Source organism: Bradyrhizobium sp. cf659 (assembly GCF_900113725.1).
Classification (GTDB): Bacteria; Pseudomonadota; Alphaproteobacteria; order Rhizobiales; family Xanthobacteraceae; genus Bradyrhizobium.
On the sequence record NZ_FOQJ01000001.1, the window covers coordinates 470,470 to 483,410 of the forward strand.

Consider the following 12,941-nt stretch of genomic DNA (forward strand, 5'->3'; position numbering starts at 1 on the left):
ATCCGCACATTTGCGCGTTTCACTGCACTTGGCCGATCTGCACTATGGCGGCGGGCTCGTCCTGCACACCGCCTCGTCAGGCAGCGTTCCCTCGCTGAAGGAAGTCTACCTGCGGCTCGACGACGGCGAGACGGTCGGCGTCGGCGAGGTGAGGGCCAACATCGCCTACCTCAACGGCTATGACGAAGGCACCGTGGTGGAGTCCGCTATCGCCGCAATTCGCGACGTCGACTGGCGGCGCGCTCCGCTCGATCTGATCGCGATGATGACGCTTTGGGAGACGCCCTATATCGCGCCGGTCCGTACCTTGATCGATTGCGCGTTGCATGATCTCGTCGCGCGCCGGGCGAACAAGACTGTTGCCGCCTGGCTCGGCGCCCCGGCGCAGGATGTGGCCTGCAAGACGAACCAGACCCTGTTCTGGTCTTCCGACCAGGATTTTCTCGCGCAGGCGCAGGCTTATGTCGACCGCGGCTATACGGATCTCAAGGTGCGCATCGCGGTCGGGGAGTTTGCCGGGGATCTGCGTCGCATCGCGGCTCTGCGGGAGCGTTTTGGCGGGCGGGTGAAGATTGCAGCCGATGCCAACGGGCGATGGAGCGCCGACGAGGCGCTGGCAAGGCTTGACGCGCTCGCCGCCTACGATCTCGTCTATGTCGAGCAGCCGGTGCCGGCCGGCGATTGGGCGGGCATCGATGAACTCGCGCGGCGAAGCTCGATTGCGGTGATGCTCGACGAGAGCATCGCCTCAATCGGCGATGTCACACGGATATGTGCCTATGAGGGGCGGGTGTTTGCGCACCTCAAGCTGGTGAAGCTCGGCGGCATTGCGCCGACCGTCGCGGCGGCGCGGAAGCTGTCGGCGGCCGGCGTGCCCTTCATGATCGGCCAGATGAACGAAGGAGCCGCGGCCACCGCGGCGGCGCTGCACGTCGCCTGCGCGACCATGCCTGAATTCGCCGAGCTCTACGGGGCCGACGGGCTGCTCGATGATCCGGCCTCGGGCATCTCCTACACCGCGGGAACGGTCCATGCAGAAGGCGCCCTTGGCCTCGGGGTCAGGTTCGACGCTGCCACCACCAAGCTTATCGGAGACGAGAGATATGACTAACGAGAGCGTGCAGCAGGGATCTGAATCAGCCTTCCCGAAACAGGAATATGACGGACGGGTCGCACGTGCACGCGCGCTCCTCGCCAAGGCCGGCATCGACGTCATGGTCGTCACCGGACCGGAGAACATCTTCTACCTCACCGGTCAGCAGACACCGGGCTATTACACCTTCCAGGCGCTGGTCCTGCCGGTCGAAGGCGAGCCGGCCTTCGTCATCCGTCAGCTCGAATATTTCAACTTCATCGCGAACACGTTCATTGCCGATGCGGAGGTTTACCAGGACGGCGACCAGCCGGTGAATTTCCTGGTGAACGTCATCAAGGCGCGCGGCTGGGCCGCCAAACGCATTGCGATCGACAAGCGCGGCTGGTTCCTGCCGGTCGCGACTTACGAGGCGCTCCAGGACAAGCTTGGGAAGCTCCACGACGGGGCTGGGATCATCGAGCAGCTCCGTATCGTGAAGTCGGCGGCCGAGCTGGAGAAGATCGCAACGGCCGCTTCCTATGTCGAAGCCGGCATGCGCGCAGGACTTGCCGCGGTGAAGCTCGGCGCCAGCGAAAACGACCTCGTCTCCGCGATGGTGGGAACGTCGATCGCCGCGGGATCCGAATATGTCGGCATGGAGCCGCTGGTCTCCGTCGGCCGCCGCAGCGGTGTGCCGCATGGCACCTGGCGGCGTGGACGGATCGGAGCCGACGATCCCGCGTTTCTGGAAATGGCCGCCAGCCATGATCGCTATCACGCGGCGCTGATGCGTAGCGCCTGGATTGGTGCCATGCCGCAGCGCGCGATCGACATGGAGAAGACCTGTCAGGATGGACTCTCCGCGGCGCTCGAGGCGATCAAGCCGGGCGCGCCCTGCGAGGCGCCACACCTGGCCTGTCAGCGGATCATCGATCGCGCCGGCTATACCGACAACTTCAAGAAGCGGGTCGGCTACAGCATCGGCATCGCCTTTGCGCCCGATTGGGGCGAGGGAGGCGTGCTCAGCCTGTACACGGGAGTGACCACCGAATTGCGCCCGGGCATGACGTTCCATCTGCCGGTCGCAATGCGGGATTTCGGCCAATTCACCGTCGGCGTCAGCGAGACCGTCATCGTCACCGAAACCGGCTGCCGGCCGCTCAGCACCATCGATCGCTCCATCCTGCGTGTCGCGGGCTGACGTCAACTTGAGCCGAGGACAGACCTCATGAAGGACATCACTGAATGCCACGCGCGACTGCGTGGGCTCTTCAACATCACGGTTACGCCGTTCAGGGCCGACGGAGCCTTCGACCATGCGGGCCTGGCGCGCAATATCGAGCGGGTCATCGGTCTCGGTTTTGACGGCATCCTCATTGGCGGTACCTATGGCGAGTTTCCGGCCATGTCGACCGAGGAGCGGGCTGCTCTATTCCGGCGCGTCATGGATATCGTCGGCGATCGTGTTCCGGTGATGCTGTGCACCGCCGATTCCGATGTTCGCGTGGTTCGCGAACTGACGACGCTTGCCGGAGATCTCGGCGGCTTGCCGATGGTGACGCCGCCTTACGTCTCGGAAGTCACCGATGCTCAGATCGTGACGTTCTTTCGAGACGTGGTTCCGCTCTCTCGGACCGGCGTGCTCGTCTACAATGCGCCGGGCATCGGCATCACGTTGTCGCCGTCGACGCTGGAGCAGCTTGCGGACATTCCGGGCGTGGTCGGTGTGAAGCAGGGCGATCTCTCGCCGACGGCCATCGATCAGATCGCAAATCGGCTGTTCGGACGCATTCGGTTGTTCTGTGCTTCGGACCTCGCATTCCTCGGACCCGTGATGTGCGGCTTCGACGGCGTCAGCTCGACCAACAGCTGCGCCTTGCCCGAGCTCATTCTCGCGACCTATCGGGCGCTGGAAGCCGGCGACGCGACGACGGCGCGAAACCTTCACCGGCTGTGGTATCCGCTCCGCGCGTTGGCGCGCGAGTTTGGGCAGCCCCAGACGACGAAGGCCGCGATGAATTTGCGCGGCTTCAGCGGCGGCTCGGTACGTCCGCCGCTGCGCGACCTCGAGGTCGGCAAGGTCGCGGCGGTTGCCGAGGCACTCCAGAAGCTCGCTACGGATCGGCGCAGCTGCGTCGATCTCGCGGCCTGATGGCGGTGGAGATTCGAAAAGCGTTGTTAAAACATAAGTTTATGGCGAGCGACCCGTTGTTCTAGTCGCGCCCCAGGTTCAGCTACCGCCGCCAGGTCGGCGTCAGCCCCTCCCGCATGGCAAAACGCCGGAGCGGGCCGATGGCGCCGAGCAGGTGCATGCCGACAGCGCGGACCGGCTGGAGCGGCAGGAAATCGTTGAGCAGGGAGCGGTTGGCGATGTCGATTGCAAAGGTCCGGCTCAGGATGTCCGGGCGCCGCGCCCGGTCGTAGCGCTGGAGCACGTCGGCTGCGCCGGGGTCCTGGCCCGATGCGATGGCTTCGCCCGCGAGCCTGGCAATGTCGGCGGCATCGCGCAGGCCGAGGTTGAGGCCTTGGGCGCCGATCGGGGGAACGACATGGGCGGCTTCGCCGACCAGTGCGATGCGGTCGCGCCCGAAGGATTTGGGACGTTCGATCGTCAGCGGGAACAGGTTGCGCCCGGGCTCGACCGCCATGCGTCCCAGAATGGAATGCGACTGCTTCTCGATCGCCGCGGACAGCTCCTCGTCGCTTAGACCGCGCAGCCGTTCGGCGTCCGCGGGAGCTGCGACCCAGACGATGCTGGAGCGGTTGCCGGGCAGGGGCACGAACACGCAGGGACCGTGCGGCGTGTGGAACTCGGTCGAGACATTGCGATGCGGCCGCGCATGGCCGACGTTGAAGGTGAGCGCGGTCTGCGTCAGCTCGCGCCGCGTCACCTCGATGCCGGCTGCCTCCCGGCATAGCGAATGCCGGCCGTCGGCGCCGACCACGAGCCGGGCCGTGAGGAATTGCGCGGAGGCGGTGCGGATCGCGACGTCGTCGGCCTCGACGACGACGCATTCGGCCTCGTCGTCGAACCGGACGATCCCGGGCAGCTCGGCCGCGCGCTCTTCCAGCGCCAGCATCAGCGCGCGGTTGTCGATGTTGTAGCCGAAGGCGTCGAGCCCGATCTCGTGACAGGAGAAACGGACCTCCGGCGCCCGGAACAGCCGGCCGGTGTCGTCGACGAGCCGCATGATTTCGAGCGCGGCCGCCTTGTCCTTGCAGCGCGGCCAGACGTCGAGGCTCTCCAGGAGCTCGATCGAGGCACCGAGCAGCGCGGTGGTGCGATTGTCGGCATAGGGCACGCGGCGCGCCACCAGTGCGGTCCGTGCACCTGCCTGCGCCAAGGCGACGGCCGCCGCAAGGCCCGCCGGTCCGCCGCCGATCACGGCTGCGTCAAAGAGTGTCGATGCGTCTGTCATGGAACGACATTTGACACGCCCCGCGGCAAATTCAAGCCCACCTATTTTTCCCTGATTTTATGGCGAATTGTGCGACCGGGCGCCACAATGGCTTATGTGCAAACCAGTCTCATTCTGATAGCAGAAGCCATGGATACCCAGCAGGATTCCCTGAAGCCGAGACCGGCGATCCGCGCCGCGGCCTTCTCGGTGCACATTTTCACCGCCTTCGGCGCGGCCATCGCGCTGCTGGCGATGCTGGAGGCCGTCCGCGAGCACTGGGCGGCGATGTTTCAATGGCTGGGCGTCGCGCTGATCATCGACGCGATCGACGGTCCGATCGCGCGCCGGCTCGACGTCAAGAACGTGCAGCCGAACTGGTCGGGCGACGTGCTCGATCTCGTGGTCGACTTCGTCACCTATGTGTTCGTGCCGGCCTACGCGATCGTGGCGAGCGGGCTGCTGCTGCCGATCGCGGCTCCCTTGCTCGGCGTCGCCATCATCGTCACCAGCGCATTATATTTCGCCGACCTGCGCATGAAGGCCGACGACAATCATTTCCGCGGCTTCCCGGCGCTGTGGAACGCGGCCGCGTTCTACCTGTTTCTGCTGCACTGGCCGCCGCTGTGGTCGACGCTGCTGGTCGCGGCCCTCGTGGTGCTGACCTTCGTGCCGTTCCACGTGCTGCATCCGGTCCGCGTCGTGCGGCTGCGCTGGCTGACGATGTCGCTGATCGCGATCTGGGCGGTGCTTTCCCTCTACACGCTGGACATGGACTTTCACGTCGGTACCGGCGTGACGCTCGCGCTGTGCGGCATCGCGCTCTGGATCAGCTTCAGCGACGCATTGATCCGCTTCGCAAGATCCTTCGTATGATGCATCTGCTCACCAGCCCCGAGGCCTGGGCCGCGCTGCTCACCTTGACGTCGCTCGAGATCGTGCTCGGCATCGACAACGTCATCTTCCTGTCGGTGATCGTCTCGCGCATCCCCGAGAAGCAGGCGCAACGCGCCCGCCAGATCGGGCTCGCGCTGGCGCTGGTCTTCCGCGTCATCCTGCTGAGCGTTCTGGTCTGGCTGATCGGCCTGACCGCGCCGGTGTTCTCGATGAAGGGGAACGACTTCTCCTGGCGCGACCTCATCCTGATCGGCGGCGGCCTGTTCCTGATCGCGAAGGCGACGCACGAGATCCACGCCGAGGTCGAAGCCGATGACGGCGAGGGCGATCAGGCCTCCGGCCGCAACGCCTTCTTCTGGGTGATCGTCCAGATCATCGTGATCGACATCGTGTTCTCGCTGGACTCGATCATCACCGCGATCGGCATGGCGCAGGAGATCGAGATCATGATCGCGGCCGTCGTGATCGCCTGCCTGATCATGTACCTTTCGTCGGGGCCGGTGTCGCGATTCGTCGCGGAGCATCCGACCACGAAAATGCTGGCGCTGGCCTTCCTGGTGTTGATCGGCGTCGCGCTGGTAGCAGATGGCTTCCAATTCCACATCCCGCGCGGCTACATCTATTTCGCAATTGCGTTCTCGGCGGCGGTGGAATTCTTCAACGTGCTGGCCAAGCGTAACCGCAGGAAGGCCAGCAAATAGTCGCGTTTGGTCCGTTCCATTCCGCGTCGAGTTGACAACGTGGTCGTGATGTCTTTCGCTTGCCGTCAAGACGACCGAGAGGAGGTCAGGCAATGACCAAAGCCGTCCGTGTGCACAAGGTCGGAGGCCCCGAAGCCCTGGTCTACGAGAGCGTCGACGTGCCGGCGCCCGGCCCCGGCGAGGTGCGCATCCGCCAGCATGCGGTGGGCCTGAACTTCATCGACGTCTATTACCGCACCGGCCTCTACAAGGCGCCGGAGCTGCCTTTCATCGCCGGCAACGAGGCCTCGGGCGAGGTCATCGCGGTCGGACCGGGCGTCACGAATTTCCATCCCGGTGACCGCGTCGCCTACTACCACAATCTCGGCGCCTATACCGGCGAGCGCAACATCCCCTGGGAGAAGCTGGTCAAGCTGCCCGACCACATCACCCACGAGCAGGGCGCCGTGCTGATGCTCAAGGGGCTCACGGTCTGGTATCTGCTGCACAAGACCTTCAAGGTCGAGCCGCATCATCGCGTGCTGATCCATGCCGCCGCCGGCGGCATCGGCCTGCTCGCCTGCCAATGGGCGAGTGCGCTCGGCGCACACGTCATCGGTACGGTCGGCTCGCGCGAGAAGGCCGAGCTTGCGGAAGCCAACGGCTGCGACCACGTCATCCTCTACAACGAGGAGGACTTCGTAGCGCGCGTGAAGCAGATCAGCCGCAACGAGGGCTGCGATGTCGTCTATGACGGCGTCGGCAAGGCGACCTTCCCGGGCTCGCTGTCCTGCCTGAAGCCGCGCGGCATGTTCGTCTCGTTCGGCAACGCCTCGGGCCCCGTGCCGCCGTTCGCGATCGCCGAGCTCAACAATCACGGCTCGCTGTTCGCGACCCGGCCGAAGCTCAACGACTACGTCGGCACGCGCAAGGAGTTGCTGGAAGGCGCCGACACGCTGTTCGCCGCCGTCATCAACGGCAAGCTGCACGTGCCGATCAACCATGCCTACGCGCTGAAGGACGCCGCCAAGGCGCATATCGATCTCGAGAGCCGCAAGACCACCGGCGCGTCGATCTTGAAGCCGTAGCTCCCGTGTCCCGGACAAGCCGCAACGCGCAAGCGTTGCGGCGCAGAGCCGGGACCCAGATGCGACACACGATGCGGCGAGATGGGCCCCGGCTCTGCAGCGCACCGCCGAAGGGGCGCTGCGCTGCGTCCGGGGCACGAGACTGGCCTTACGCCACGCGTCTCGCCGCGCCGGCCTTGGTCAAGATCGCGTCGAGGCAGTCGATCATCTCGGCGATCTCCGCCCGCGTGACATTCAGCGCCGGCATGAAGCGCAGCGTGTCGACCTGCGGTGCGTTCAGCAGCACGCCGGCCTCGAATGCCTGCGCAACGATGCCGGGCGCGATCGGCAGCTTGAGGTCGAGCGCCAGCAGCAGGCCGCGCCCCCGCACGGCGCCGAGGCCGTGCCGTGCCGAGACCTTCTGCAACTCGCTTTCGAGCAGGAGGCCGGTCTCGGTGACCGCCTTCAGGAAGTCCGGCTTGCCGACCTCCTCCAGCACCGCAAGGCCCGCCGCGCACATGATCGGGTTGCCGTTGAAGGTGCCGCCCTGGTCGCCGTGCTCGAAACAGGCGGCGCGTTTGGTCGCAAGCAGGGCCGCGAGCGGCACGCCGCCGCCGATGCCCTTGCCGAGCGTCATGATGTCGGGCGCGATGCCGGCATGCTCGTAGTGGAAGAGCTTTCCGGTCCGGCCCATGCCGGTCTGGATCTCGTCGAAAATGAGCAGCAGACCGTGCGCCTCGGTGAGCTCGCGCAGCTCCTTTAGGAACTGATCGCTCGCGGGCCACACGCCGGATTCGCCCTGGATCGGCTCCAGCATGACAGCGACGGTGTTGTCGTTGATCAGCTTCTCGACCGAGGCGATGTCGTTGAGCTTCGCCTTCTTGAAGCCGGCGACCTTCGGCTCGAACAGGGGCTCGAACGCCTTCTTGCCCGAGGCCGACATCGTCGCCAGTGTCCGGCCGTGGAAGCCGCCTTCGAAGCTGATGATCTCGAACGCGCCGCCCTTGTGCAGGCTGCCGTATTTGCGCGCGAGCTTGATCGCGCCCTCATTGGCCTCCGCGCCGGAGTTGGCGAAGAACACCTGATCGAAGGCACTGTTTGCGACCAGCGCCTGCGCGAGCTTGAGGCTGGTCTCGTTGTAGAAGGCCGGGCTTGGCGTCAGGAGCCGCTGGGCCTGACTGGCAAGCGCATCGGCGATCGCGGGCGGGGAGTGGCCGAGGCAGTTGACGGCCCAGCCCTGCACGAAATCGAGATAGCGCTTGCGGCTGTCGTCCCAGAGGTAGGAGCCGGCGCCGCGGACGAACACGGCCTTCGGCCGGGCGGTGATGTCCATCAGCGCGTCATACGGATGGGTGGCGGTGGTCATGTCGAACTCCTCTGGAGGCGGGTGGAAAAGGCGCGCAAAAAGCAGAAAGGCCGCACCTTGCGGGTGCGGCCTTTCTCGAAAACTGGCTGAAATCAGTGCTTCAGCGGCGTCGTCGGACATGGCGCACCCCATCATCGTCGCGGGAGCGACGACGCATGGCCTGGCGCAGATGGGTCCGAGAGTTGATCATGGGCCGCGTCCCTACAGCCGAACGGCAGGGCTTGTCAAGCGGGTGTTTTGCGAGACACATCCCTGGCGTGCATCGCTCAGGTCGGATGCGCAGCTTCTTCGGCGTCATCCGCACCCCAATCCGCATCCGCAATCGCGGTGTCGATGAGCTCGCCGCGCATGAGCTTGAGCGGAGATGTCCAGTACAGGGCGATGTTGTGGAATGGATCGGTCAGCACCTTGAATCCCCATACCAGTCCGGTCGTGACATCGCGCGTGACGAAGAGCTGGATCATGCGCGCAAGTCCACCGCCGACGCCGATCGCCAGCCAGAGCGCGCCGACGTGGCGGATGAAGTCGAGACGCGTGGCGGGCGGATCGAACAGTCCGGACAGAGTAGGGAACGCGTACAGCGCGAGCGGCGCGCTGCCCCAGACCAGGAGCAGGATGATCTTGCGGGTCTGGTTGTAACCGACCTTGACGGCTTCCTTGTACGCGTTGCTGACGTCGTTGACGGCGTCATAGCCGTTCGGCTCGAAGAAGAAATGCCCGGTCTGCCGCGTCAGCATCGCAACCCAGCCGACGATGCCGGCGAGCGCTGGGTCCCTGAACAGCAGCGCATAGCACCCGAGGAAGATCACGGCGCTGAAGAGATGCAGCGTCTGGTTGACGGTGCTCTGGTGGTAGAAGCGGTAATCGTCGAAGCGCTGCGTGCGCAGCATGTCCGAGAGGCGGCTCATCATCATCCTCGCTCGCGTTGAAAGCGCGGCAGAGTTAGGACGAGTCCGTGACCTCCGCGTGAATGCATTATAGTGTCACATTCCGGCATGCGGTCGTGCGCGGCACGATGGCGTTGCGGCAGAGAAGCTACTGCACGCCGTAACGGGAGAACACATCGGCGATGCCGGCGTTGATGGCCTTGGCCGCCGCGATGTCCCGCTCGGCGCCTTCAGCATCGCCCTTTTTCCGTTTCGCAAGGCCGCGGCCGTAGAGTGCGCTGTCGAGCTCCGGCTTTGCGCTCAGCGCCGCGTCGTAGTCCGCAATCGCCGCGTCGAGATTGCCGAGCTTGAGGTGGGCGAGGGCGCGGCTGTCCAGCGTGTTGGGATCGTTCGGGCGCATCCGCAGCGACTGTTCGCAATCGGCCAATGCCTCCTGCAGGCGGCCGACGATTGCGCGCGTCATGCAGCGGGCATTGAACACGCCGGCGTAGCTCGCATTGGCCTTGATCGCGCGGTCGTAGTCCTCCAGCGCCCGCGCGTAATCGTGGTCGTCGAAATACATGTTCGCGCGCGCATAGGCGTCGCGGTCGTTGTTCGGCGTGAGCTGAAGCGACTTGCCGAAATCGGCCAGTGCCCGTATCCGGTCACCCTTGTCGCGGAAGATGCGCGCACGGTTGCCATAGGCCGGCCCATAGTTGGGATCCAGCCTGATCGCCATGTCGAGATCGGCGAGCGCGCGGTCGGCCTCGCCGTGCTCGCGATAGGCCGTGCCGCGGTTGAAATAGGCGAGCGCGAATTTCGAATCGATCTTTATCGCCCGATCGTAATCGGCGAGCGCCTGCGCGTAGTCGTTCTTGCCGATGTAGGAATTGCCGCGGTTGTTGTAATAGAGCGCGTCGTTTGGCTTGAGCCGGATCGCGCTCGTATAGTCGGCGATGGCGTGGTCGCGATCGCCGAGATCGTCATAGGCGATGCCGCGATTGTACCAGGCGACGGCATCCTTCGGATCGAGATCGATGGCGCGGTTGAGATCGGCCACGGCCCGCTCTGTTTCGCCCTTGCGCCGGAAGATCTCGCCGCGGTTGGCAAGCGCGAGCGCATTGGACGGATTGGCTTGCAGCACCGCCGAGCAACCGGCGAGGCGCCGGTCGTCGCCGACCTTGTCGGTGCCGAAACACCATTGCCGCGCCTGCGCGGGTGAGGGTGATTGCGCCGCGGCGGGAAGTGCAAGCAGGATCAATGCAGTGCCGGTCGCGCACAGCCCGCCCCGGATACCAGCCTTGTGATTGTATTTCATCGATTGCCGCGCAGAAACCATTGAGCCTCTGGCGCGTTTGTGATCGAAGGACGCGAATTGGTTCGAACCGGACGCCGGATCGTTGAGACCAACACTGGCGGGACCAACCAGACAGTATTCAGCCTTGTCCGACACGCCTTACCCGATCGACCTCGACAGCATTCGCGGCGCATTTCCGCCGGGCATCGAAGCGCCATCCCTGCTTGTCGATTTCGCCGATTGGCTGAATGGGCGCCCCTGGGGCAGCGTCGGTTGCTTCTCCCTGCAAGGGCAGTTCTCCGATCATGCGCCGATCGTCGACGGCAGTCCCCTGCGCGACAGGTTTTCGTTGTTCATGCGGCTGCCCGACGGCTCGGCCGTCGGCGGGTGGTACGGTGCCGGTCTCGACCGGGACAATCCGCCGATCGTCGGTCTCGGGTCGGAAGGCGACTACGAGCTGCTCGCGCCGAGCCTCGACGGTCTGCTCGCAAAACTGACGTCGCAGCAATTCGGGAACGCCTGGAGCGACCTGCTGCCGCATGACGAGGTCGAGTGTCAGACAGTCGAGCTCGCGCGGTGGCTCGCCGGACGGCCGGCCGGCGAGCCGATGACGCCGGACGACGCACCGTCGGAGCTTCCCGACTTTCGCGGCTTCGTGGAAAAATGGAGCCGGGACCGCGAAGACTATTGGGCCAATCATCGCCTGATGGCCGAGCTCGGCTGGCGGCTGGCTGCGCATCTGCCGAAGGGGAAGAAGCCCTGGGACAAGACGAACTTCGAGGTCGCGATATCGGGCGCGCAGTATCAGGCGCGCGTCCTCACGCGTGGACCGCAGCCGTTCGAGGAAGCAGCTTCGATCGAATCCCTGCTGCGTGATCTGCGCGAGGAGATGCGCCGCGCGCAGCCCGAGCTCGGGCTGTGGTACGCGATGAATTTCGGGCTCTACGCCGACGGCCGCGTCATGCCGAACTTCGAATACGATCTGCGCCCGATCATCGACGGCGCGCCTGCGCTGCTGTCCGAGGCGAAGGCCGATCTCGCCCGCGCACCGCGTCCGGCACGCTGGGTGCCGAAATGGCTGGCGGCATCCTGAAGCTCGGAATCCCGCGATGCTGCCGCCCAGCCGGCGCGCCGAAATCTTCTGCTGTCGTGCCATCTTGACCTCGCGGGAACGGCACCTTCGATCCCCCTTGACTTAGAGCGCGCTCGAAGGGGTATCTGTACGTGCGTCAGTACGAGAACGGGCACACATGAAGATCGGCGACCTCGCAAAACGAACCGGCTTGTCGACTCACACGTTGCGCTATTACGAGCGCATCGGGCTGCTGCCATACGCAGACCGGGATCGTTCCGGCCAGCGCGACTTTGACGCATCGATCCTCACATGGATCGCATTCCTCGATCGGCTCAAGACTACGGGAATGCCGATCCGGGACATGTTGCGTTATGCTGCGCTTCGTGATGAAGGCGAAGCCACCGGGCCAGCCCGGCGGCAGATGCTGGAAATCCACCGGGAACAGGTTCGCACGCAGATTGCCGAACTCCAGGAATGCCTGCTCGTCCTTGATACCAAGATCGCCGGCTATGCCGGCGACGAACAGAGGACGAAGGAAAATGACGCACGCCCAACCACAAGCCGAAAGCCGCTTCGATCGCGGCCAGCGGGCCCTGTCACGCATTGACGGCAGGGCCGGCGAAAAGGTCGTCGCCTCACTCGCCGACATCGCTCCGGATTTCGCACGATACGTGATCGAGTTTCCCTTCGGCGACATTTACAGCCGCGAGGGCCTCGGCCTGCGCGATCGAGAGATCGCGACGATCGCCGCGCTGACGGCGCTCGGAAATGCCGCGCCTCAACTCAAAGTGCATATCGAGGCGGGTCTGAACGTCGGGCTGTCTCGCGACGAGATCGTGGAGATCATCATGCAGATGGCCGTCTATGCGGGCTTCCCGGCGGCGGTGAACGGGCTGTTCGCAGCCAAGGAGGTGTTTTCCGCGCATGACGGATGGCAGGCGTCGGGAGAAGCGACATGACGAACTTGCCGTCGGCGCCGACGGAATGGTCTATGTGTCCAACTGGAGCGGCGGCTGGGTCCCGAAATGGCGGGCGTGACTACACGTTAGCCCAGCGACGGTCTGATCTTCGAGAGTTTGGGGCACCGAGGCTCCCGCAGCGTCATGGCCGGGCTTGTCCCGGCCATCCACGCCTTGCCGCGCAGCACGAAGAACGTGGATGCCCGGGACAAGCCCGGGCATGACGACGACCTCTTGTGCATGTTCACATGCGACGAGTTC

At 65.0% G+C, this 12,941-nt stretch carries 13 protein-coding genes; 9 read left to right on the forward strand and 4 right to left on the reverse strand.

From position 1 onward, the window contains the following. Nucleotides 1-10: 10 nt before the first annotated feature. The 3 genes from BM118_RS02310 to BM118_RS02320 are packed head-to-tail and all read left to right on the forward strand — an operon-like array spanning nucleotide 11 to nucleotide 3,227. A complete protein-coding gene (locus BM118_RS02310) occupies nucleotides 11-1,111 on the forward strand; it encodes a mandelate racemase/muconate lactonizing enzyme family protein (protein ID WP_092181676.1) in 1,101 nt (366 codons plus the stop codon). Next, nucleotides 1,104-2,276, forward strand: coding sequence for a M24 family metallopeptidase (locus BM118_RS02315; RefSeq protein WP_092181678.1), 1,173 nt, complete (start codon nucleotides 1,104-1,106; stop codon nucleotides 2,274-2,276). Before BM118_RS02310 ends, BM118_RS02315 begins: the two co-directional genes overlap by 8 nt. 27 nt (nucleotides 2,277-2,303) lie before the next feature. Continuing rightward, nucleotides 2,304-3,227 carry a dihydrodipicolinate synthase family protein gene (locus tag BM118_RS02320; RefSeq protein ID WP_092181681.1) on the forward strand — a complete coding sequence of 308 codons (924 nt, stop codon included), beginning with the start codon at nucleotides 2,304-2,306 and terminating at the stop codon, nucleotides 3,225-3,227. 82 nt (nucleotides 3,228-3,309) lie between these two features. Here BM118_RS02320 and BM118_RS02325 read toward each other — a convergent pair whose 3' ends face one another. Further along, nucleotides 3,310-4,494, reverse strand: a complete 1,185-nt coding sequence (locus BM118_RS02325; RefSeq protein ID WP_092181685.1) for a UbiH/UbiF family hydroxylase — start codon at nucleotides 4,492-4,494, stop codon at nucleotides 3,310-3,312. Between the two features lie 87 nt (nucleotides 4,495-4,581). On the opposite strand from BM118_RS02325, the gene pcsA reads away from it, so the two are divergent. From pcsA to BM118_RS02340, 3 genes are all read left to right on the forward strand, one after another. After that, nucleotides 4,582-5,349 carry a phosphatidylcholine synthase gene (gene pcsA, locus BM118_RS02330; RefSeq protein ID WP_177233955.1) on the forward strand — a complete coding sequence of 256 codons (768 nt, stop codon included), beginning with the start codon at nucleotides 4,582-4,584 and terminating at the stop codon, nucleotides 5,347-5,349. Beyond that, nucleotides 5,346-6,071, forward strand: coding sequence for a TerC family protein (locus tag BM118_RS02335; RefSeq protein ID WP_092181688.1), 726 nt, complete (start codon nucleotides 5,346-5,348; stop codon nucleotides 6,069-6,071). Before pcsA ends, BM118_RS02335 begins: the two co-directional genes overlap by 4 nt. A 92-nt stretch (nucleotides 6,072-6,163) precedes the next feature. After that, a complete protein-coding gene (locus BM118_RS02340; protein WP_092181691.1) occupies nucleotides 6,164-7,138 on the forward strand; it encodes a quinone oxidoreductase family protein in 975 nt (324 codons plus the stop codon). Between the two features lie 148 nt (nucleotides 7,139-7,286). On the opposite strand, the gene BM118_RS02345 is transcribed toward BM118_RS02340, so the two are convergent. From BM118_RS02345 to BM118_RS02355, 3 genes are all read right to left on the reverse strand, one after another. Further along, a complete protein-coding gene (locus BM118_RS02345) occupies nucleotides 7,287-8,483 on the reverse strand; it encodes an acetylornithine transaminase (RefSeq protein WP_092181694.1) in 1,197 nt (398 codons plus the stop codon). 266 nt (nucleotides 8,484-8,749) lie between these two features. After that, on the reverse strand, nucleotides 8,750-9,391 hold the full coding sequence (locus tag BM118_RS02350; RefSeq protein WP_092184208.1) for a hypothetical protein: 642 nt from the start codon (nucleotides 9,389-9,391) through the stop codon (nucleotides 8,750-8,752). A 127-nt stretch (nucleotides 9,392-9,518) separates the two neighbouring features. Then, nucleotides 9,519-10,667, reverse strand: coding sequence for a tetratricopeptide repeat protein (locus BM118_RS02355; protein WP_244550034.1), 1,149 nt, complete (start codon nucleotides 10,665-10,667; stop codon nucleotides 9,519-9,521). Between the two features lie 124 nt (nucleotides 10,668-10,791). On the opposite strand from BM118_RS02355, the gene BM118_RS02360 reads away from it, so the two are divergent. From BM118_RS02360 to BM118_RS02370, 3 genes are all read left to right on the forward strand, one after another. Further along, complete coding sequence (locus BM118_RS02360; protein WP_092181700.1) at nucleotides 10,792-11,739, forward strand: hypothetical protein; 948 nt, start codon at nucleotides 10,792-10,794, stop codon at nucleotides 11,737-11,739. A 157-nt stretch (nucleotides 11,740-11,896) separates the two neighbouring features. Continuing rightward, nucleotides 11,897-12,328: a MerR family transcriptional regulator gene (locus tag BM118_RS02365; RefSeq protein WP_092181703.1), complete on the forward strand. Its 432-nt coding sequence runs from the start codon at nucleotides 11,897-11,899 to the stop codon at nucleotides 12,326-12,328. Continuing rightward, nucleotides 12,261-12,680 carry a carboxymuconolactone decarboxylase family protein gene (locus BM118_RS02370; protein WP_092181707.1) on the forward strand — a complete coding sequence of 140 codons (420 nt, stop codon included), beginning with the start codon at nucleotides 12,261-12,263 and terminating at the stop codon, nucleotides 12,678-12,680. The genes BM118_RS02365 and BM118_RS02370 overlap by 68 nt, the downstream gene beginning before the upstream one ends. The last annotated feature ends 261 nt before the right edge of the window (nucleotides 12,681-12,941 follow it).